General features: G+C 38.7%; 15 protein-coding genes and 1 other annotated feature. Of the genes, 12 read left to right on the forward strand and 3 right to left on the reverse strand.

The genetic code is table 11. The features are described 5' to 3' along the window. Positions 1-39 precede the first annotated feature (39 nt). From ACYSNQ_RS07715 to ACYSNQ_RS07735, 5 genes are all read left to right on the forward strand, one after another. The gene (locus ACYSNQ_RS07715) at positions 40-390 is read left to right on the forward strand and encodes a DUF2200 domain-containing protein (protein WP_426082318.1); all 351 of its coding nucleotides are present in this window, start codon (positions 40-42) and stop codon (positions 388-390) included. A gap of 371 nt (positions 391-761) precedes the next feature. Beyond that, entirely contained in the window at positions 762-1223 is a 462-nt protein-coding gene (locus tag ACYSNQ_RS07720) for a phage tail protein (protein WP_426082319.1), read from the forward strand. A gap of 80 nt (positions 1224-1303) precedes the next feature. Beyond that, positions 1304-1550: a binding site (T-box leader), on the forward strand. A gap of 73 nt (positions 1551-1623) precedes the next feature. Beyond that, complete coding sequence (locus tag ACYSNQ_RS07725; RefSeq protein WP_426082320.1) at positions 1624-2730, forward strand: 5-methyltetrahydropteroyltriglutamate--homocysteine S-methyltransferase; 1107 nt, start codon at positions 1624-1626, stop codon at positions 2728-2730. A gap of 13 nt (positions 2731-2743) precedes the next feature. Then, positions 2744-3484: a cyclase family protein gene (locus ACYSNQ_RS07730; protein ID WP_426082321.1), complete on the forward strand. Its 741-nt coding sequence runs from the start codon at positions 2744-2746 to the stop codon at positions 3482-3484. 230 nt (positions 3485-3714) lie between these two features. Then, a complete protein-coding gene (locus ACYSNQ_RS07735) occupies positions 3715-7347 on the forward strand; it encodes an Ig-like domain-containing protein (protein WP_426082322.1) in 3633 nt (1210 codons plus the stop codon). A gap of 148 nt (positions 7348-7495) precedes the next feature. Here the strand turns inward: ACYSNQ_RS07735 and ACYSNQ_RS07740 are convergent, their stop codons facing one another. Beyond that, on the reverse strand, positions 7496-8023 hold the full coding sequence (locus tag ACYSNQ_RS07740) for a GNAT family N-acetyltransferase (protein WP_426082323.1): 528 nt from the start codon (positions 8021-8023) through the stop codon (positions 7496-7498). A 556-nt stretch (positions 8024-8579) separates the two neighbouring features. On the opposite strand from ACYSNQ_RS07740, the gene ACYSNQ_RS07745 reads away from it, so the two are divergent. From ACYSNQ_RS07745 to ACYSNQ_RS07765, 5 genes are all read left to right on the forward strand, one after another. Continuing rightward, positions 8580-9377, forward strand: a complete 798-nt coding sequence (locus tag ACYSNQ_RS07745) for an ankyrin repeat domain-containing protein (RefSeq protein WP_426082324.1) — start codon at positions 8580-8582, stop codon at positions 9375-9377. Between the two features lie 474 nt (positions 9378-9851). After that, entirely contained in the window at positions 9852-10352 is a 501-nt protein-coding gene (locus tag ACYSNQ_RS07750; RefSeq protein WP_426082325.1) for an RNA polymerase sigma factor, read from the forward strand. Further along, on the forward strand, positions 10349-10954 hold the full coding sequence (locus ACYSNQ_RS07755; RefSeq protein ID WP_426082327.1) for a hypothetical protein: 606 nt from the start codon (positions 10349-10351) through the stop codon (positions 10952-10954). Before ACYSNQ_RS07750 ends, ACYSNQ_RS07755 begins: the two co-directional genes overlap by 4 nt. Before the next feature lie 62 nt (positions 10955-11016). After that, positions 11017-13386 (forward strand): transglutaminase domain-containing protein, encoded by a 2370-nt coding sequence (locus tag ACYSNQ_RS07760; RefSeq protein ID WP_426082328.1) that lies wholly within the window; start codon positions 11017-11019, stop codon positions 13384-13386. A 724-nt stretch (positions 13387-14110) separates the two neighbouring features. Then, on the forward strand, positions 14111-15391 hold the full coding sequence (locus tag ACYSNQ_RS07765) for an MFS transporter (protein ID WP_426082329.1): 1281 nt from the start codon (positions 14111-14113) through the stop codon (positions 15389-15391). Positions 15392-15457: 66 nt separating this feature from the next. Here the strand turns inward: ACYSNQ_RS07765 and ACYSNQ_RS07770 are convergent, their stop codons facing one another. Continuing rightward, entirely contained in the window at positions 15458-16270 is an 813-nt protein-coding gene (locus ACYSNQ_RS07770) for an alpha/beta hydrolase (protein WP_426082330.1), read from the reverse strand. Beyond that, positions 16263-17843 (reverse strand): PucR family transcriptional regulator, encoded by a 1581-nt coding sequence (locus tag ACYSNQ_RS07775; protein ID WP_426082331.1) that lies wholly within the window; start codon positions 17841-17843, stop codon positions 16263-16265. Before ACYSNQ_RS07775 ends, ACYSNQ_RS07770 begins: the two co-directional genes overlap by 8 nt. Positions 17844-17956: 113 nt before the next feature. On the opposite strand from ACYSNQ_RS07775, the gene ACYSNQ_RS07780 reads away from it, so the two are divergent. Both ACYSNQ_RS07780 and ACYSNQ_RS07785 read left to right on the forward strand, forming a co-directional pair. Then, positions 17957-20968: a bifunctional FdrA/YlbE family protein gene (locus ACYSNQ_RS07780; RefSeq protein WP_426082332.1), complete on the forward strand. Its 3012-nt coding sequence runs from the start codon at positions 17957-17959 to the stop codon at positions 20966-20968. Then, positions 20955-21794 (forward strand): oxamate carbamoyltransferase subunit AllH family protein, encoded by an 840-nt coding sequence (locus ACYSNQ_RS07785; protein WP_426082333.1) that lies wholly within the window; start codon positions 20955-20957, stop codon positions 21792-21794. The genes ACYSNQ_RS07780 and ACYSNQ_RS07785 overlap by 14 nt, the downstream gene beginning before the upstream one ends. Positions 21795-21801: the final 7 nt, after the last annotated feature.

The raw sequence follows: 21801 nt of genomic DNA on the forward strand, positions 1-21801 counted from the left end.
TTTTTAACCAGAGAAAAGATTGAAAAAAGGAGAATGTAAATGAAAAAACCAAAAATTTACACAATGATTTTTAGCAGTGTTTATCCGCTTTATATTGAAAAAGCTGAGAGGAAAGGACGTTTAAAAGAAGAAGTAGATGAGATTATATTCTGGTTAACTGGCTATGATGAGTCCGGATTGCAGAAGCAGCTGCTGAATGAAGTAGATTTTGAAACTTTTTTTAAAGAGGCTCCTCAAATGAATCCCAATGTGGGGCTTATAACTGGTGTAATCTGTGGCTACCGAGTTGAAGATATTGAAGATGAACTGATGCAGAAAGTTCGTTATTTGGATAAGCTGATAGATGAACTGGCAAAAGGAAAAAAGATGGAAAAGATACTAAGAAAATAAATATTTTTGATGCAATGAAAACTAAGGCAATGATTAGCAGCTTCATAATGACAATCGAACCAAACGCAAATGAAGCGGAGGTTCGATTTTTTTATAGCTTCGTAACTGTTTTTATAAAAAGCTACTTATGAAATTTTTACTTGAGCAAGAACAGATAAGTCTTTCAAAAAACATAAGTAATTGAACTCTAGTAATTTTCATTTTTTTAGGTGAAATTATCAGAGAATAGCAACGTATTTATCGGCAATATGGAGAGAGAAAGAATAGTATATTCTTTTAATAGAGTTTTCCTATCTGAAACTTAATAGTTGTAGCTAATAGAAGAAGGTGATTATAATAGGCTTACAAATGAAATGAAGAGAGGAGAAGAAATGTCATACAAGGTAGATTTTAAAGAAGTATCAACCATTGGTTTAGAGAGTTCTGATGTAGCAGAGGCATTGGCTGGTCTTCGGGCAAATGAAGCAAGATATTTCTGGAATAAGTATAAGCATGATTTTGTGACTGTTCCTGCTGAAGAAGAGTTGGAAACGCTGAAGTGGATTGAGAAAATTTTATTGGAGCGTGAGTTGAAATTTCCTTATAAGCCTCTGGAGGTCTCAGGTTTTGAAACAGAAGGGACTCGTTTCGCTTATGTTTTTTATGAAAATGGACTCGTAGTTAATGTTATGTACGGACTGGCTGAAGATGGAAAACGTGCTGTAGGATTTAAACTATCTGAAGGAATGGATGTACCAGCTGAATTAGCAGAAAAATTTAAGTTTGCCTATCAAAAATCAGCATTGGCAGGCGTTATTCGAGGTTCCTATTTTGTTATCAAAAGCAGCTATTGATTGTTCTGTTTCGATTAGGTGTAAAAAAACAGTTATTGACAAACGCTTTCTTTTTTTGCTATAGTAGATGAAACAAATATTAAAACACAATGAGAAAGAAAGTAAGATTAAATTCTTTTCCAACAGAGAGTCTCGAAAGCTGAAAAGAGATGTGAGGCGTTTAATTTGAAAATGGCTTTTATAGTGGATCTTCTGAATGAGTAGGGAGATACGGGTTTGTTCCGTTAGCAAATAACAGTTTCCAATAATGGTTGGGTACTGATTGAGGCGGTTATTTGTGAAAATACCGCGAATTAAGGTGGTAACACATAATACTATGTCCTTAGATATCTTTGATGATGTCTAAGGACTTTTTTATTTAAAAATAGACTAATATTTAGCAAAGAAGGAGAGAAAAGAAATGACAACAATACCATTTCGTTATGATCAGGTAGGTAGTTTACTACGTCCGCAAGCCTTGAAAGATGCACGAGAAAAATTTAAAGAGGGGATCATTTCTAAAAAGGAACTAACACAAATAGAAGACCAGGAAATTATTAAAGTTATTGAGAAACAAAAGAAAATTGGCTTGCAGGCTGTAACAGATGGAGAGTTTAGAAGAAGATGGTGGCATTTGGATTTTATTGCCGGATTAGCTGGAATTACTGTATATGATTTTGAAACGACAGCTTTTGGTATCACAACAGAAGCTCAAGGGACGTATGTCAGCGGTAAATTGGCTTTTGATAAGAATCATCCATTTTTAGAACATTTTAAATTTACTCAAAAGCACGCGGGTAAAATAATTGCCAAACAAACAATTCCAGGTCCCAATATGATTTATCTGGACTCCTTTATTCTATCTAAGCACTACCATGAAAATCCGGTATACAAAGAAAAATCTGAATTTATTAAAGATTTAATCTCAACGTATAAAGAAGTTGTTCAGTCTTTTTATGATGCGGGCTGCCGTTATCTTCAATTAGATGACACCAGCTGGGGTGGTTTGTTTGATGAACGTTTCCGCGGATTAATTCAACAAAACGGCTATGAGCCGGATGAGTTAATTCAGGAATTTGGAGATATTACTGAGGCAATTTTAGTAGATAAGCCTGCAGATATGGCAGTAACGTTCCATTTCTGCAAGGGCAATTTCCAGTCTCATTGGCTGTACAATGGTTCATATGATACGATTGCAGAACGTTTATTGAAAATAGAACAGTTTGACGGCTTCTTTTTGGAATTTGATGATGAACGCTCCGGCAGCTTTGATCCTTTGAAAAATATAAAGAATCAGAGAATTGTTTTAGGGCTTGTTACAACAAAAACGCCGGAACTAGAGGATAAAAAGCAGCTGATTGAAAGAATTAACGAGGCGTCCCGCTTTGTTTCGCTAAACCAGCTGTGCTTAAGCCCTCAATGTGGGTTTTCTTCTACACATGAAGGGAATAAAGTATCTGAGGATGATCAGTGGGCAAAGCTTCAATTAGTTGTGGAAACAGCCAAAGATGTTTGGCCGAATGAATAGAAGGGGCATTGATATGACAACCATCATAGAAAGTGTAGAATTTCTAAAAAACCAAAGATGGGTTGATTTAACTCATGAAGTATCTACAGAAATTCCTTATTTTTCGTCTTTTAAACCATTAACTGAAAAAACATTATTTACAGTTGAACAGGATGGATTTTTGGCAAAGGAATACAGTATTGTCTCGCAATACGGCACACATATTGATGCGCCTGTTCATTTTGCTTCAGGGAAACGATTTTTAGAAGACTTGACTTTAAAGGAATTGGTTTTGCCATTAATAGTGATTCATAAAGAAAAAGAAGTTTTTGAAAATCACGATTATGCACTTACGGTTGAAGATATTTTAGCATTTGAGGAGAGCTATGGAAAAATTCCTGAGGGAAGCTTTGTTGCTTTTGCCAGCGGCTGGTCACAACGATGGAACAATCATGAAGCGTTTTATAATCGGGATGAATTAGGTCAGGCACATACGCCTGGCTGGTCTCTGGAAGCCTTGAAGTTTCTTCATTTAAAGCGGAACCTACTGGCGATTGGCCACGAGACGCTGGATACGGATACCGCAGTCGACTGTACTCGGAATCAGGATATCGTTGGAGAAAGATATTGGCTGACGCAAAATAAATTTCAGGTAGAGGTTTTAACGAATCTTTCTGAAGTGCCAGCAACCGGCTCTGTCATTTTTCTTGGGGTTCCTAAGATTAAAGGAGCACCTGGCTTCACAATACGGGCAGTTGCTGTTGTACCTGACTAAACAAAAGAGAAAAGCTAGGGAAAGCAAGAATTATATTGTGCTTTTGCTAGTTTTTTTGTGCAGTTATTTTGCTAATATCTAAGCGGTAAAATAAATTTTTTTCATTATATTTTGTTTTGTATTTAAAATATGCAGTTTTTTTTATATAAACCATTGCTTTTCTTTTTTTTATATGAATATAATTATAAATGAAAGTGTTTTCTTTCAAATGAACTAAGGAGGAAAGTAAGATGAAAAAAAGATTATTTGGGACAGCCATTGTTGGGTTAACGATGGCAGCTGGTTTTAGCGGTTCGCAGGAAGCGGCAGCAGTTCCGTCATTAGAGGTTGAACAGACTTATGTTCAGCCGGATGGCACAGCGTTTGCAGCAACCCAGTATGGGGATGAGTTTTTTAACTATGTTGCAGGAGAAGATGGCAGCGTTTATGTAAAAAAGGCAGATGATTATTGGTATTATCAGGTGAATGGACTAAGTAGAAGCAGCGTGGAAGCAAAAGTTGGTATTGATTCTAAGCCTAGCGGAACAGTAAATAAAACAGAAGTAGTTAAACAAGGTAATGGAGCTGCTGAAAGACAGCAGTTTAGTGATACATTGATGACGCAACAGAACAAGGTGTTAAATAAGGAGCAGAATTTATTAGTAGTCCTCGTTGAATTTAATGATATAAAAATAAGTACGACAGAAGAGGAATGGCATCAAAAGATTTTTGGCTCGGATGGAAAAACCATGAAAAACTTTTTTTCAGAGCAGACAAATAAACGCATGGAAGTAAAGCCGGCAAAAGAGACGGCAGCGGTGAAAAATGGAATCTTGAAAGTTCAAATGGATCAGGAGCATCCCGACATGGGCAATGGATTTAATAGCTTTGAGCTGTCAGCAAATATTCTTCAGCGTATTAAGGATAAGATTGATTTTTCTATATATGATAGGGATAAGAACAACTATATAGAGCCGGATGAGCTGCATGTAATGTTCATTATCGCTGGATATGAACAAAGCTCAGGAAATCCGGGAAAATCGGTCTGGGGTCATAAAGGCTGGAGTAGTCATCTAACGACAGTCAATGGATTGAAATTTACTGATTTTACGATGTTTGGTGAAAAGATGAGATATAAAGATGAAGATGTTTCTTCATCAATTGGTGTAATTTGTCATGAATTTGGTCATGATATTGGCTTGCCGGATTTATATAACACGGAACAGATAAATGGAGCTGCCGATGGGTATGGTGTGGGAATTGTCAGTTTAATGGCTCAAGGTGCTTGGGGAGCGGACAGGACTTTTAACGGTATGTATTGGGAGACTGATTTCTGGGGAAGTTCACCGGTTGGCTTAGATGCTTATTCTAAAATACAGCTAGGAGTTCCGTTTGAATCATTAGATCGGACATTGTTTTATGAAAAGGATGTAAAAGCAGTTTCTGCTGCGGATCCGACTATTCTGAAATTACAAAGTATTAATCCAAATGAATACTTTTTAATCGAAAATCGGCAAATGAATGGATTTGACAGAGGAATGTTTCGTTATACTGAAAACATTCCGGGAGGTATTCTGGTTTATCGGGTAAATACAACCTTTGGACAGAATCACGGGATTGGCCGCCAGCTTGTAACTGTACTAGAAGCTGACGAGGGTGTGCTCGGTTACTCAAGATACAATGCAAATCAGTCGTTTGGAAGCAACCCATTTTATTATATCGGAAATACATTGGATGGCGGCGTACAGCCTGTCAAAATAAGTCAAGAAACAACTCCATCGACTCAATTAGCAGACGGTCAGTTTTTAGGCACTCAATTTGAAATTTTATCTGAACCTGCAATGGCGATGAAGGTTAGAATCGGAAGTGCAGCTCAGCCGCCGGTCTCAGTAACTGGGGTCACGTTAGCTCCTGAAAATCTGGAGTTATCTGTTGGAGGAAACCGTCAGTTTACCGCAACGGTTTCTCCAAGTAATGCCGCAAACAAAAAGGTCAGCTGGAGCAGCTCAAATACTGGAGTAGCAACTGTATCAAACACTGGTTTGGTCACTGCTAAAGCAGTAGGAAGTACAACTATTACAGTAATAACGGAAGATGGCAGGAAAACAGCATCAAGCACAGTAACTGTCACTGCGGGCTCAATTCCAGTACAAGAAATTACGTTAAACAAAACGAGCACTATCATGGAAAAAGGAAAAACATTTAGATTCACAGCAGCAATTAAACCAGCAGAGGCTTCCAATAAAGTAGTGGACTGGTTAAGCTCAGACAATAATGTGGCTACAGTTGGAACAGACGGTTTAGTTAAAGCCGTAAATAGTGGAACAGCCATTATTACAGCTACTTCAAAAGATGGTGGGAAAACAGCAGCTGCTGAAGTAGTAGTAGATGATCACGGGCAAATGTATGAAACAGCAACAGCAGTTGGTATTGGAACAGTTAATGGTACGCTGACTTACACAGGAGATCATGACTACTTCAAGTTTACAGCGCCGGAAGCAGGAAACTATATCTTTAAATCTGAAAGTGCCATTCATGTGCAGGGAGCACTTCATCGAGCACCAAGCTATGCAACATTAGGTGATGGTGATGTCCATAATCATGAGACAGATGGACAGTTTATGATTAAATGGAATTTTGCTAAAGGTGAAACCCTGTATCTATCTGTAATTCCTTGTAAGGGCAGCACGGGAGAATACAAGGTGAGTATTCAGCCAGAAACATTTGTAGAAAAGGTAACAGTCTCACCGGTTACCTTCAATTTGGAAAAGAAAGCGAAGCGTAAACTGACAGCAACTGTTTTGCCGGCTACAGCACCAAATAAAACTGTTCGTTGGACAAGCTCTGATGAAACAGTAGCCAAGGTGAGCGTAGACGGGATGGTCGAAGCTGTTAATGAAGGAAAGGCAGTTATTACCGCTACAAGTGAAGACGGTGGGAAGGCAGCTAGCTCAGAAGTGACGGTGGACGATCATGGGAACAACTATGAAACAGCAACAGTTGTTGCTGTAGGAACGGTTCAGGGAAACCTGCTGCACAGCGGAGATCATGATTATTTCAAATTTACCGCACCAAAAGCCGGGAAATATATTTTTTGGTCTGAAAGTGATAACCATGTTCAAGGAGCGATTCATCGAGCACCTAATTATACTCCTTTAGGTGCAGGGGACGTTCACAATCATGATACAGACGGACAATTCCGTATAGAATGGGATTTTGCTGAAGGAGAAACGCTATATCTGTCAGTTATTCCATGCAAAGGAAGTACAGGAGCATATAAAGTAACGATTCAGCCGGACAGCCTTGTGGATAGTGTAGCAATCTCACCAGCTTCTTTTAACTTGGAAAAGAAAGGGAAGCGCAAACTGACAGCAACGGTTCTGCCAAGTACAGTGCCTAATAAAAAAGTTCAGTGGACAAGCTCTGACGAAGCGGTAGCTAAGGTTAGCTCAGATGGTACCGTTGAAGCAGTCAGCGGCGGAAAAGCAATGATTACAGCAACAAGTGAAGACGGGGGAAGGAGGGCTCACTCGGAGGTAACAGTTGATGATCATGGACATACCTACGAAACAGCAACAACTATCGGTCTAGGTACAATAAAAGGTCAACTGCTTCATAGCGGGGATCATGACTACTTCCGATTTATAGCACCAGAAGCAGGAACATATGTCTTTAGTTCAGCAAGCAGTGTTCATGTTCAGGGAGCGATTCATCGAGCACCTAGTTATACTCCTTTAGGTGCAGGGGACGTTCACAATCATGGAGGAGATGGACAATTTGCAATTGAATGGGCATTCACTAAAGGTGAGACACTGTATCTATCTGTTATTCCATGTAAGGGAAGTACAGGTGAATATAGTGTAACGGTTCAACCGAAAAAATAGAGTATAGCAATCAAAAAAGTTGAAGCAGAATTAGTAGGCTAAAATGAACAAGAGAGAAGGGATGAAAATTGACTGTCAATTTTCATCCCTTCTCATTTAGTTTAAAAGAAGTACCTTCTAATTTTTAAGATTGAAATGTGAAAAATAGTTAAAGCGTGTATTCCAATTGTCGGTCGAAAGGTTCCCTGATAAGATGATTGGCAGAAACTTCAACTGCATCGGTACAGCCTAAATGGGAATAAAAAGCGTAGGTTTCTACAGCAGAGTGACTGGAAATGTAGAGCTTATTCGCTTTTTTTGTACGGGCAAATGCTGCTGCATGCTGGAATAAAAGCTGTCCGATATGCTGACCTCGATAATCCTCGGAAACATGAAGAGAAGAAAGCTCCAGATAATGGTTTTGAGAGCCAAAAAGCTGACCTTCTACACTAACAAAACCTTTTAGCTTGTCAGCATCAAATGCGCCAAGTACTACACCATTGTTTTCAATTGTCTGTTTTAAATAGAAGCAAAGTTGTTGGAACTCCTTTTCTTGCCATTCTTCAACAAAAGCAACAGGTTGAATTTGCCAGTTTTCATCTACCTTACGCCAACATTGTGTTACTTTCTGATGACGAATAAAATGGCTAAATAATTCAGGTTCGATGATTGTTTTTGCTAATTTTCTATACTCCAAAAGAAAAGCCCCCTATCTGTTCTTCTGCTAAAGAGTGCCCTGAGCGGCTCATTTTTTTATTATATCATAAGCCATGAGCAATAGACGTTATAGCTACAAAATGGTCTGCAGAATCCTCATAGCTTGTAATATTTAAGCAGCAGTTAATGCTGGAACATTAAGCGGATAAATTGACAATAAAATTTATTTATAGCTAAAATGGCAGGATAACAGAGATTGTGGTAAAAATATTCTAGCTCGAGAGTCTGGCAGGTACTGTTCAACATCAGCTTGTACCCTACTGTGTTTCACAGCAATATGAAGGACAATTCGAAAATTATTAAGAAACATTGCGAAGAAATTGAGAGATTGTGATTGATACCTACATAGAGCTGCTCGTATTTTTGGGACTATTCGGCTTATTTTCGAGAATTGCAACGTTTGGTATTTTAGTAAAGTGTTAAGTTCCTATAAGCTTCTTTACGTTTCTTTGTTCGTTTCAATCATGGAGGCACAAAAGTATCGATTATTTGGTTTTAGAGTCTGAGACACACTATTTTAGGGAAGCGGGGAAGGCATGAGAAAACAAAACAAATTAATAGTGGGGTTGCTGTTTCTAACCGTTGTTGCATTAGCTAGCTGTACAGAAAAACAGTCGATGACTTCAGGCGATAACTCGTCGGATCATTACTCAACACAAAGTTCTGCAGAGGAACTTGTTGAAACGACATTATCGAAAGTAGATCAACCTAGTTCAAGTAAGGAGGAGGAGACTATGCATTACGAAGCAGGAGCATTACTTCAAGCTGTAGCAGCTGGTGATTTAGAAAAGGTTCAACTGATTATTGGCGATTCTGACTACCAAATAGATGAAGTGAATGATAAAGAGGAAACCCCGTTATTGATTGCTGTTCATAACAATCAAATCGAAATAGCTGAAAAGTTAATGGCTGCCGGGGCTGATATCAATCAACAAGATGAAATTCAAGATAGCCCATATTTATATGCCGGAGCACAAGGTCGTACAGAGATTCTGAAATATATGCTTGAGAATGAGGAACCAAATCAAGCCGTTGTAAATAGATTCGGCGGCAATGCATTGATACCGGCTGCTGAGAAAGGGCATCTTGAAAATGTTAAGCTGCTGTTGGCAGATGGACGGTCGGCTATTAACCATCAAAATAATTATGGGTATACTGCATTGATCGAAGCTGTTGGCTTAAGAGATGGATCAGAAGTTTATCAGCAAATTGTTGCTGAATTATTAAAATATGGTGCAGATAAAAATTTAAGGGATAATTACGGAAAAACAGCTGCAGATTATGCATTCGCTTTGGGGTATACACAAATTCTAGATTTACTAAGAGAAGAGTAACAGTTAGCTGTTTTCTGTATGTCTTAACAGACGAAACAGCTGTTAAGAATCAAGTAAAAAGGTAGCTTATTTGATTTTAAATGAGCGTGCGTTCACCGGTTAGATGAAGTGCGTAAGAGTAGGCATAAAGAAATCTTCTATTCCTAAAAGCTGAATAAACAGCGATTCAAAAACTGCTGCTTCGGAAATAAGCCAGACTATACTGGAAATGTGTGTAGAGCCATTTTCGTATAGTCTGGCTTATTTCTTGTTGGTCTAGCCTTATTTTTTAGTAGCTAAATATGATTGGAAAATTAAGCAAGGGGTGGTTGAAACTGCTCAAAATTTCATATATTGTCAATGACGAATCTGGTATAATGAGTAATGATTTGTAATTATTCAAATAAAAAATAAAAAAATTGATAATAAGAAAAATATAGCTTTTAACATGTAACCTTTGAGGATGCTAAAAGGTATTTATTATGAGGAGGACCCATGGATAAGGAACAGATGGGAACACTGGATCCAGAAGAGCTGTTGGAAAAATATGCCGACATGGTCTACCGGATTGCTTTTGTGCAGATGAAGCAGGCCAGCGATGCTGAAGATGTATTTCAGGAAGTATTTTTACGGTTAGTTAAGTACAGTCATACCCTAAAGAATGAAGAACATGCGAAGCACTGGCTGATTCGAGTAACAATTAACTGTTGTAAAAAGCAGTTTGACAATGCTTGGAACAGAAAAGTAATTGGTATGGATGAGGAAATGCTGGACAGGGAGTATGTAGCTAAGGATGATGATCAGGAGAATTTGATGGAGGCCTGTCTATCGCTGCCAGAAGGGCAGCGGACAGTTGTACATTTATTTTATTTTGAAGGCTATTCGGTTCGGGAAATTAGTGAACTGCTGGGTCATTCTGAATCAGCAGTCAAAACAAGACTTTCCAGGGCACGAGATGCTCTGCGTTTAAAACTGAAAGGAGACTATCTGGAATGAAAAATGAATATAGAAAACAGTTTGAACAGATTAAGGCTCCCAAAAGTTTAATCGAAAAAACAAGACTTGAAATGAGAAAACTGGAGCAGGAACAAAGCAATGAAATAGATGAAGTTAATAACGTGAAGCAGCAGTCAGTTGAAGGAAAAATTTTAAAAAAGGATACAGAGTCTCACCACGAAAAGGAAAGAAAGAAACCAGCAATCTCTGTTGTTGTTCGATTAGGTGTTTTAGCAGCAGCTTTGTTGCTTGTGGTTGGCGGAGGCTATGGAATTTACCAATCTCAGAATAATCTATCGGTTGCCTCAATTGTCAGAGAATCAGATGGATCATTTGAAGCAGAACAAAATTTTGGTCAAGGAACAGGGCATAGTGAAAAAGATAATTTTGATATTAGTAAAGGCAGTAGTGAAAAGGTAATTCCACAATTTCTTAGGGAAACAAAGTCCAATAAAGTTCAAGGCATAGAGGTTTGGCTAGCCGAGGATGAAAATCACCTGTTTTATGCGGGCTATCAAAAAGAAGACCTGTACTACTATATCATTGGGAAAAATATTTCTAAAGAAGAGTTCATTACATTTGTTAAAGAGCGGCTGAAATAAAATCAAATTTATCGGTAACCTTTCCGGGAACTAAAAGGTATTACTGTTAGAAAGGTGAAAAAATGAAAAATAAGCTACTGGTAATGTTCGTTGGAATCATTTTTATACTGGGGGGATGTCAAAGTACACAAAAGAAAGCAGTAGATAAAGCTGGTACAGAAGTAAAAGCCGACAAGCTGGCCTCTGATGTGAAAAGCAAGTACGATGAGCGGGTCACCTACGCAGAAGAAAATCTGATGATTGAGCGTGATGAGTCAATCACAGTTGAATTGGCTTTTGATGTAGAGAAACTGGGCTATAAGAATGCGACAGAAATTGTAGAAATTTATCAGAATACAGATTTAACACAAAAAGTTTTGACGCAATATGAAATCAGTGAAAAGCTGGATGAAATTGTATTGAACCCGCCGCAATCAGCAGTTGGTGCTCTTTCCGCGTATTCAACAGAAATAAACAACCGTTCCTATGGCTATAAGAAAGATGATGCCTGGTTGTTTAAAAAAGAGAAGGACTGGGGAAATTTACAGAACTTGTATAAGGTTGTTTATGTCGATCTAGAGACTGGAGAGAAATTAAAGAAGCCTGAAGTGACGGTCATCTCTATTATTCATGAACTGGATCAAAAGATTCAGTTAAAAATGAAACTAAATGAACAAGGAGTGCCGGAATACTCATGGAACAAGGTTCCCGGTGCAGAATACTATCATCTCTTGCAGATGGATTATTCAAAAGAAAGAGGCTATTCCAGTGCTTTTGTTGTTGGAACATCGGAAGAAACAACCTTTGTTCAGGATAGTGTTACTCGTCTGCAAACTTTTTCAGTTTCTGAGGCGGGACGTCTTTCAGCAGCATCTATTGAGGAATATGGGGAGGGCGATGAACCCATTCCAAAAGAAACCTTTACAGATCAAAGGTTTATGGTTATTGCGGTAAGTAAAGAAGGAACTTCAGCGGTCAGTAATGGACTGAATCTAAAAGATATGGCAGCACGGATTCCGGCAATTCACGAGATGACTCTAAGTGATGATAGAGAAGGAAAGCGGAATGCTGAGACTATTGACGAGCTGCCTTCTTATCAATGGATAACAATGTGTGACGGGTATTTGGTACGACGTTTGGTTACTTATGATGTTGAAAAAACAGAGATTTTTAAGGAACATATACTGAGCTATGAAAAGCCGGATATGTCTGATGCTGTGGCAACTGGAACCATTGAACGACTATCCATACCATATACGATTGATGGCACAGGTTATACTGGTTTTGCCAGAGTTACTAATTTTGATAAAGAAAATTTTAAGAAGGATTTGTCAAAATTGGAAGAAAAACAGAGTCTTCTGCAGAAAAAAGCCGGGGCAAAAGAAGCCGATGTTGTTGGTGAACAGGAGGCTGAAAAATCGGAAAAAAAGCAGAAGGCCAGTAGCTCTGTCAGTAAAACAGAAGATAAGATTACCGCAAATAGTGCTCTTAGCGAGTATCTGGCAATCAACATGCTTTCCGGCAATCGAGTAATTGATTTAGAGAAATTTCCGGAGGCAGCGGTTCAGTCGCTTCTTTCGGATGCTTGGATGGAAGCTATCTATCAAAATCCGCTGATTTTAGGTGCAGATAGTGCAGCTGTTTCAAAAGATGGAAAAAGCTTGTTTGTGGAGTATAACATGGATATCGCTCAGATGAAAAAGCAGCAAAAGACTTTACGTTCTGAAGTTAAAAAGGTCATTGCAGAGATTATCACCGAGGATATGAGTGACTTGCAAAAGGAGTATGCAATCAACCAGTATCTATGCGATATTGCCGAGTACGATAACGCAGCGTTGGATAATGCTGCTGAAAATGAATTTTTAACTGTAGACGAAGCATTCAATGATTCATTTACGCCATATGGTGTGTTGATTAACAAAGTTGGCGTTTGCGCCAGTTATGCTGGAGCCTTCAAGCTATTAGCAGATGCCGCTGATTTAGAAGCGATTGTCGTAACAGGCTATCTAAATGGTGATTTGCCTCATGCCTGGAATAAGGTCAAGGTAAATGGTGAATGGAATGTTCTTGATGCTACGAATAATGATGATGAGTTGCTTGCGAATCCGTTATTAAACATATCCGGAAAGGCAGCCAGAAAGGTTCTTGTTGAAGACGACCGCTATGTGCTGGATAATTTTCTTACTAATTATGTGACAACTGAAGACGTTTCTGATAAAGAATTTTATCGTGTTGAGAACAGGTTCTATGAGGAAGAGAAAATTGCTGAGGAGTTGGCCCTAGCTCTACAGAAAGACAGTCGTACAGCGCTGCGGACCGTTTATGATTTAGACGATAAGGGGTTTAGTAGTATTACCAATAAGGTAATTGAAAAAACACAGAACGAAGAGATTCAAGGCTTTTACTGGATGGGCGTTATTTATATGGAGGACGGGAGTAAATCCGATAAGTAGACATTTAGTCTGTACAAGTAGAGCTGCTAGAAAAAAGTTGAGTAAAATAAAAAGGTTGAAAAAGGACGTTGAAGGAAAACAAAAGCCGATAAACTTGAAGGAGTCAAGAACATTGTGCTTTTGAAAAGGTGAAGGGAGACGAGTAAACAAAAATGTTTCATGTCTCTGAATTATGTTAAAACCCAAGTGAAAGAACAAATAAGAATTCAGTGAGTTAAATTAGGTCATTAATGGGAGTAAATGATCTGATTAAGAGGAACAGATATTCTTAACGAGCAATTGAACCCTAACTCAGAAAGCTGCTGGTCAATCATAGCATGATTGACCAGCAGTTTTTTTGAATAAGGAGGGGGAGATTGAACACAAAATATTTTTAGACAGGTATTACGTCATACACTGTTGGTATTGTGATAAGAATTTTTGAGAAAAAACATAGAAATATTATAAGTATTCAATGAGAAATCTGGAATAATTTAACTATGTTTTTTCGTTCTATGAAGGAGTTTTCAGGCTTGTACAGATTGTTAGCTTAAGGTATCATCAAAATGTACTGAAATTTAAGGAGAGGTGTGTTTCTCATGTTTTACATCATAAAAGCTGGAACTCATTTTATGCGTTTGAGATATTCATAATTCCTTCTGTTTTGGATAAAAGCACTCCGAATCAGAAGAAAGACCGGAAGTAGCAGCTTCTGAAAAAATAAAAGAATCAGGGAGTGTTTTTTATGACGCAGCAAACGAATATAGATTTACCTCATTGGCGTAAGAACTTTAATTTGTTTCTTTCAGGACAATTTTTATCGGGCATTACAAGCATGATTGTACAGTATTCTATCATCTGGTATTTAACGAAAGCTACAGGATCTGCGACGATTCTCAGCTTTGCAACGTTGCTTGGAATGATTCCGATGGTTGTTTTGAGTCCTTTTGTTGGTCCTTTTGTCGATCGGATGAACAAGAAAACAGTGTTGATTGTTACAGATAGTATCGTTGCATTCTTTGCATTAATTTTAGCCGTCGTTGGAACTATTTCTGCTGATTTTCCACTTTGGCTGGTGTTTGTTTCACTATTTATACGGGCTGTTGCACAAACGTTTCAAATGCCTATTATTCAATCGATTATGCCGATGATGGTTCCAGAAGCAGAACTAACCAAAGTGAATGGTCAGTTGGGAATGGTTCAATCAGCTAATTATATTATAGCACCGGCCTTGGGAGCTTTTCTCTTCTCTATTATACCAATGAACTGGTTAATTTTACTGGATGTGTTAGGTGCGGTATTTGGTGTGGGGCTTTTACTATTCGTGAAAATTCCACGCGTTGTTTCTGAGGGCGAAACAATCCATTTACTGGCAGATACAAAGTTTGGTTTTAAAAAGCTGATCGAAAATAAAGGTCTTTGGTATATTACTGTTATTGGTTCCGTATTTACGCTTATTTTTATGCCTGCGGCCAGTATGTACCCGCTAATGACTATGCAGTATTTCAATGGAACTGTAGGTCAAGCAGGGCTAATTGAAGTAGTTTATGCTTTTGGCATGCTTGTCGGTGGTGCCGTGATTGGTATTTTTGGAAATTGGAAGGATCGAATGAAACCAGTGTTCTTATCCTATTTAGTCATCGGCATTACAATCGGGATGAGCGGCTTGCTGCCGGGAACAAATCGAGGGTTTATTCTATTTGTTATTTTGAATGCCGTTGCTGGCTTCGCTACCCCATACTTTAACACGCTGCTGATGGCAATGATTCAGCAAAGCTATGAGCCTAAGTACCTGGGACGAGTGATGGGCGTATTGAATTCTCTAATGAGTATTACAGGTCCTGTAGGACTGATTTTTGCTGGACCGATAGCTGATAAACTTGGTGTAGAAAAAATGTTTGTTATTGCTGGAGTTGGTACATTGATTTGCGGACTGATTAATTTTATGTTGCCGGCAGCTAGAAATTATGATAAAAAGCTGCAAGCAAAACTGGCAGAAAAACAAAAAATCAACGAGCAGGAGTAATAAGCCAGTTTGTTGATTAAAAAAAGCGGTAAAGGAGTGAAAATTCCTTTACTGCTTTTTTGTTGTTTATGAATCCAGCCACGTATCCAAATGCTGCAGCGCTTTTTTCACTTGCTCTTCTTCCATTTGTTTCAAGAAATCATGCTCTAAAGAATACACAGGAATAAATTTACTATTAGGAATGAATCGAGCTAGTTGCTTACTGTACTTAAAGGGAACCTCTAAATCATCAGTGCTAGCTGTACTAAAAATCTTAGGAAAGTGCTGTAGCTCTACCGAAGAGAGAGAAAATTGTTTGGTTTCGCTCCTTTCCAAGCCATAAAAGCTCTCTAGTCGATTGTTTTGTATTGCATAGAGGTACAATAAATATCTTTGCAGCAATGGATCATCCCATTGAGGCGTAGTTTGATTGATTGTTTGAATCATTTCCTCAGTAATGACAGTATCAGTAAGCTTTCGTTCATTGGTAATAAAGTTTAAATCAAAGTAACCATAAAAATTTATCAGTTTATCCGGCAGCTGAGCATCCTGCTGCTGTAAATAGCTGGTTAGAAGAAGCATGAGATAGCTGCCGGCAGAACGACCGCAGAAACTATAAGGGGCATCTTGAAAACGTCTTTCTTTTAGCTCCAAAAAGGTTAACTGAAGCTGTTGGAGAATCTCTTTTAATGAGCTGTTAGGTGCAAGCAAGTAATCGATTGCTAAAACTGTATACCCTTTGGATAAAAAAATAGATTTTAGGGCTTCTGGTAAATCATTTTTACTACCATAAACGAGACCGCCTCCATGAAAATAAAGTAAATACTTTTGCTGTTCAGCTATTTTTGGAATAAATATGGAGACTTCGGCTCCGTTGGATAAAGTGAGCAGTTCAGGCATGGGTATGACTCCTTTGCTTGTATTTCAGTAAATAAGTACCAATTTCATAATTAACCAGCTGAATTGGATTTGTCAAACAAATTGATAAAGATTGCTCAATTTTATTTAAGCGGTAACGAATAGTTTTCGAATGTAGGAATAATGTTTCCGCAGTCTTCTTATAGTTGCGGCCGCACTGGAAAAAGGTATAGAGGGTTTCAAGCAGTTCGGGATTTTTTTTAGCTAACTGGCGCAATTCTTCAGGAATCAGCTCCTCTAACTGCTCTAACTGATTTTCTCGCATGAAGTATCTGAAAATTCCTAAATCAGAAACTTCTACAACTGGATCAATATAAAAGGAACGGTTGAATCGCAGGACATCCAGACACTCAACTAAGATTTCCTTCAGTCCTTCTTTTTCTTTTACCTGACTGATTGCAAAGGTCAGGTCAGGCTGTTCATCAAAAAAAGGATGGAGCTTTTTCTTTAGCTGAGCTTTTGTTATCGCCTGTTCAGGTTGTTCAAAATTATAAAGAATAATGAGGTAATTGTGGTGTTCAAAAAAGAGCTCTTGACTATTTAGAGAACGAAGAACAGTTAATATTTTTTTCCTTATTTTAGGATCATCATGAATCGTCGAAGAAAAGGCAATCCCCTGATAGTAAGGATAGCTGTCCATTTTTGCTTCCAGAAGAAGACTATTCAACTCATCAATATTACTAGGTGTATTCTGCAAAATGGCATCTGCTAAATTATTTAAACGAGTGTAGCGGTCTTTTTTTATCAGGTATTCCATTTGCAGACGTTCGTAGATAATATCAATGATATTTTCAATAATCATCAGATTTGCTTCATTTAGCTCGGGGCTGTCTTGGTAAACCAGTAAGGAACAGTCATTTGTATAAAAATTACTCACCCTTGTTTTTAGTGCGATGATTTCTCTGGACTCCTGATGAGAGAAAAGATGTAGCTGTTCATAACTATTCTTTGTAAATTCCATGTTTTCCAAGGTTTTCTGCTCAACTACTACAAAATCGTTGGGAAGTTTTCCCATTTTGATATCAATTCCTTTGCTGGGAATGTGCAGAGAGCAGCTCAGCTGAATTAACTGATAAAATTCCTGCATGATTTGATCAAAAGAAGCAAGATTCCGTTCAATTTTTGTAAACCGTTGTCGTACATCATAGTAAGTACGTAAAAGATGGGTTTGATAATTTAAAATAGGCTCATAGATGGAAAGCATGATTTTTTCATAGCTGACATTCTGCTGCACTTTAATCAGTGGAATTTTAAATTCTGAACACAAAGCAATAAGCCATTCTGGAATCATAGTAATCAGCCGATTCATTTTAACAACTAGACCACTAACGCCTATCGAACGCATTTTCTCAAAAAATTCAACTAGTTCAGAATGTGGAACATTGTTGAATGCATAAAAAGACGTTAAAATCAGCTGATTTTCTTTACTCCATTTTTCAATATCAATGGCTTCTAAAACCATAGCTGATTCGACCTCATTATTTAATCCTATTTCTCCTGTCAGTATTTTACTTGCTTTAAATAAATCAAGGCGCATCAAGTCTTTGAGTTTCATTTTTCTCCTCTTTTCCTCTTTTGGATAAAAAATACCTGTATATTTTGGACTTTTATCCAATGTAAACGAAAACATTAACTTTTACAATAGATTTGTGAATGGAGGAGAAAAAAATGTTAACTACAGTTATTTTGAAAAATAATTATCAGGATTCAATTAATCTGATGCTGCTGACCAATACAATTAATGAATTGGATCAGGTGAAAATGAGCCAGATTATGATGGGAACAGATGCCAATAAAGATATCTTAAAAAACACCAATCTGCTGACTGCAGAAGCAGAAGCGGCATCTCCCAATGATTTAATGATTGTTGTTGAAAGCGATACCGCTGATATTATGACAGAAGTTCTGCCGGCAGTTCATCTTTTTCTAGATGATTTATCTTCAAAAGGAAATAGTGAAGTCAGCCAAGCAGCTTCTTCTTGGCAAGAAGCATTGGAAAAACTCCCTGAGGCAAATGTGGCATTGTTCAGTATTCCGGGAGAATACGGAGCAGCTGAGATGGAGAAGGCATTAAAAAACGATTTGCATGTTTTCTCATTTACAGACAATGTTGCAATTGAAGATGAAGTTCGCTTAAAGAAGCTGGCTCATGAACGAGGCTTGCTGATGATGGGTCCGGATTGCGGTACAGGTATTATTTCTAGTATTCCAATCGCCTTCACCAATGTTGTTTCTCCTGGAAATATTGGAGTTGTTGGTGCTTCCGGTACTGGGATACAAGAAGTAACAACCATTATTGACCGATTGGGTGGAGGCGTGATACACGCAATCGGCACTGGCGGACGGGACCTTAGCTCAGAGGTAGGAGCAATAACGGTTAAGGATGCTGTAATGGCTTTGGAAAATCATGAACCGACAGATGTCATTTGTGTTATATCCAAACCGCCTGCGAAAGAAGTCCGGGATGAAGTAGTGGAGTTACTGCAAAGTATTTCTAAACCGGTTGTTGCTATTTTCTTGGGAGAGAGGCCTAAAGCTCATGAAGGAAAGGTTTATCTAGCACATACATTAGAGGAGACCGCTAAAATTGCAGTGGATTTGGCAAACGACAACGATGTACAGAGTAATTATTTTGAAGACATGATTCAACCAAATTTACCTACTGTTGGAGCAGATAAAGTTGTGAAGGGGTTGTATTCCGGCGGTACGCTAGCTGCCGAAGCTGGTATGCTGATTTCTGAGGCATTGGGCTTGGACGGGTTAGTGAAAAAGGAAGGCTACATTCTGAATTCCCATGGCTATGATGTTATCGATTTGGGTGATGATATTTATACGCAGGGAAAACCACACCCAATGATTGATCCAGATGTTCGGATAAACAAGATAAAGGATTACGCAGCCGATTCTGAAACAGGCATCATTCTTCTGGATATTGTATTGGGTTATGGTGCGCATCAAGATATGGCCGGCGCCTTGCTGCCTGCAATTCAAGAAGCACAGCAAGCAGCAGAGAAAGAACAGCGGGAATTGCATTTTGTGGCAACAGTCTGTGGTACTGAAAAAGATCCGCAAAACTATCAGTCAACAGTTCAGCGCTTGAAAGAAGCTGGTGTTTTCGTTGAAGAAAGTAATGCTAAGGCTGTACGTTTAGCGATGATGATGAAAGGAATAACATTAAAGGAGGAGGACAAAGCAGTTCTTCCATATACTGGAAAAACGATTGAGCTTCCCAAAGTTAGTGAGAAAGTGTTGGAGTTGTTAAACACGAAGCCGCGAATTATCAATGTTGGTCTGCAAAGCTTTAACGAATCGATTATCGAGTACGGAGGAGCATCTGAGCAGTTTAATTGGAAGCCGCGAGCTGGCGGCAACAAAAAAATGATTCGCATCTTGAATGAGTTGGATGAATTTTCAGAAAAAATCGAAGCTGAAAATCAACAGGTTACTGATAAGATAAAAAATGCGCAACCGTTTCTAATTGATGTGGTACCGGCAAAAACAGTGATTTCAGAACTGAATGAAGCGCAGAAAACCTTACTCCACGCTGGACCGCCTATTGCCTATGAAGAGATGACAGGACCTATGCAGGGTTCTTGTATAGGAGCGGCGCTATTTGAAGGATGGGCGAAGAATGAAAGTGAAGCCCGGACACTACTTGAAAATGGACAAATTCGCTTCATCCCTTGTCACCACGTGAAAGCGGTGGGACCTATGGGAGGAATTACTTCTGGCAATATGCCGGTTTTAGTTGTAGAAAATCGTTTAACTGGGAATCAGGCTTACTGCACCATGAATGAAGGTATCGGGAAAGTATTACGTTTTGGGGCGTACTCGAAAGAAGTTGTTACTCGTTTAGAATGGATGCGGGATATTTTAGGACCGACAATTGCTCAGGCATTACAGAAGACTGAAGAAGGAATTAATTTGAATGTTCTGATTGCCCGTTCAATTACGATGGGAGATGAATTCCATCAGCGCAATATGGCAGCTTCTTTGAATTTTCTAAAAGAGATATCACCGTTGATTATTGAACTGCCGATTGAAGAGCAGCAAAAATATGAAGTAATCAAGTTCCTTGCTGATACAGATCAGTTCTTCCTAAATATCATGATGGCAACTGGTAAAGCCATAGTTGATGGGGCGCGAGAAGGGACAAAGGGAACCATTGTAACAACGATGACCCGCAATGGTGTAAACTTCGGCGTGCGCATCGCTGAAACCGGCGATAGCTGGCATACAGCTCCTGTAAATACACCTAAGGGGTTATACTTTACCGGATTTACAGAAGAAGATGGAAATCCAGATATAGGAGACAGTGCGATTACAGAAACAATTGGCGTAGGAGCAATGGCAATGGTGGCAGCACCAGGTGTAACACGTTTTGTTGGTGCGGGAGGATTTCAAGATGCGTTAAATATCTCTGATGAGATGGCTGAAATTTGTGTAGGACACAATTCAACCTTCTCTATTCCAACATGGGATTTTCAAGGAACCTGCTTAGGAATTGATATCCGTAAGGTAGTGGAAACAGGGATTACGCCGATTATTAATACGGGAATTGCTCATAAAGAAGCTGGAGTAGGTCAGGTAGGAGCTGGTACGGTTCGAGCACCGTTGGGCTGCTTTGAAAAGGCACTGGAAGCCTATGCAAAAGAGCTGGGAATCAATGTGGAAGACTAAGGCGGTTGCCGGTCAGAATGCTGTCGATTTGAAAAGGTTTGGACGAATGGGGAAAATTCATAGTGTTTTTGAGCATTCGTTCAACCTGCTCATCTCTAATCGCTTGATTCATGTCTCAGCCTTTACAGAATACTTATCTAGTTTTGGCATTCAAATACCCGTAAAACTTTTTGAGGAGATCCAGCCCTATATCCAGCAGGGAAACATTGTGAAAATCATAGAAAATGGTTTTCGCATTTATAGCTGTTATGGTGTGGGAACCGTTGAATTTAGTCAGCTTCAAATCATTTCATTGAATGTACTAGGTCAAAATTCTTCTATGGAACACTTGAAGCTATTGAAAAATAAGCTGGAAAAATTAAGATTGGCAGATGCTCTTGGGCTGCCTCTAAATAAAGAGGAGCAGGAAATATTTTATTCTCTAAGCAGTATGCCTAAAACAGCAGCCTCTGTTGATTTTAAAAAAAGTGTGTCTTATCTGGCAGGACGGGGAAAAGGTTTAACTCCAAGTGGAGACGACATATTGACGGCATATCTTAGCGTGCTTCATTGGGCGGGTGATCAGAGAGCTGAGGCTTTATCCTCTGCTCTCACTCATCCTCTGCCGTCAACAACGGATGTGAGTAAAGCTTATATTCTCGAAGCGGCTGAGGGAAATGTGAATTCATTTATTTATCAATTATTTTCAGACCTGGAGAATAGAAGAACAGCGGCATCAATAGATGAAGCGATAAAAAAAATCAGATCCATTGGTCACACATCCGGAAATGATTTATGTTTTGGTTTGCTGCTGGGGGCACAAGCTGTAATAAACGATAAATTATAGAAAAGAG

The sequence above is a fragment of the Enterococcus sp. LJL51 genome (genome assembly GCF_054871795.1).

Bases quoted from the DNA above. Each gene is read 5' to 3' on its own strand.
- ACYSNQ_RS07715 (WP_426082318.1), top strand. From the start codon at position 40: ATGAAAAAACCAAAAATTTACACAATGATTTTTAGCAGTGTTTATCCG.
- ACYSNQ_RS07720 (WP_426082319.1), top strand. From the start codon at position 762: ATGTCATACAAGGTAGATTTTAAAGAAGTATCAACCATTGGTTTAGAG.
- ACYSNQ_RS07725 (WP_426082320.1), top strand. From the start codon at position 1,624: ATGACAACAATACCATTTCGTTATGATCAGGTAGGTAGTTTACTACGT.
- ACYSNQ_RS07730 (WP_426082321.1), top strand. From the start codon at position 2,744: ATGACAACCATCATAGAAAGTGTAGAATTTCTAAAAAACCAAAGATGG.
- ACYSNQ_RS07735 (WP_426082322.1), top strand. From the start codon at position 3,715: ATGAAAAAAAGATTATTTGGGACAGCCATTGTTGGGTTAACGATGGCA.
- ACYSNQ_RS07745 (WP_426082324.1), top strand. From the start codon at position 8,580: ATGAGAAAACAAAACAAATTAATAGTGGGGTTGCTGTTTCTAACCGTT.
- ACYSNQ_RS07750 (WP_426082325.1), top strand. From the start codon at position 9,852: ATGGATAAGGAACAGATGGGAACACTGGATCCAGAAGAGCTGTTGGAA.
- ACYSNQ_RS07755 (WP_426082327.1), top strand. From the start codon at position 10,349: ATGAAAAATGAATATAGAAAACAGTTTGAACAGATTAAGGCTCCCAAA.
- ACYSNQ_RS07760 (WP_426082328.1), top strand. From the start codon at position 11,017: ATGAAAAATAAGCTACTGGTAATGTTCGTTGGAATCATTTTTATACTG.
- ACYSNQ_RS07765 (WP_426082329.1), top strand. From the start codon at position 14,111: ATGACGCAGCAAACGAATATAGATTTACCTCATTGGCGTAAGAACTTT.
- ACYSNQ_RS07770 (WP_426082330.1), bottom strand. From the start codon at position 16,270: ATGCCTGAACTGCTCACTTTATCCAACGGAGCCGAAGTCTCCATATTT.
- ACYSNQ_RS07775 (WP_426082331.1), bottom strand. From the start codon at position 17,843: ATGAAACTCAAAGACTTGATGCGCCTTGATTTATTTAAAGCAAGTAAA.
- ACYSNQ_RS07780 (WP_426082332.1), top strand. From the start codon at position 17,957: ATGTTAACTACAGTTATTTTGAAAAATAATTATCAGGATTCAATTAAT.
- ACYSNQ_RS07785 (WP_426082333.1), top strand. From the start codon at position 20,955: ATGTGGAAGACTAAGGCGGTTGCCGGTCAGAATGCTGTCGATTTGAAA.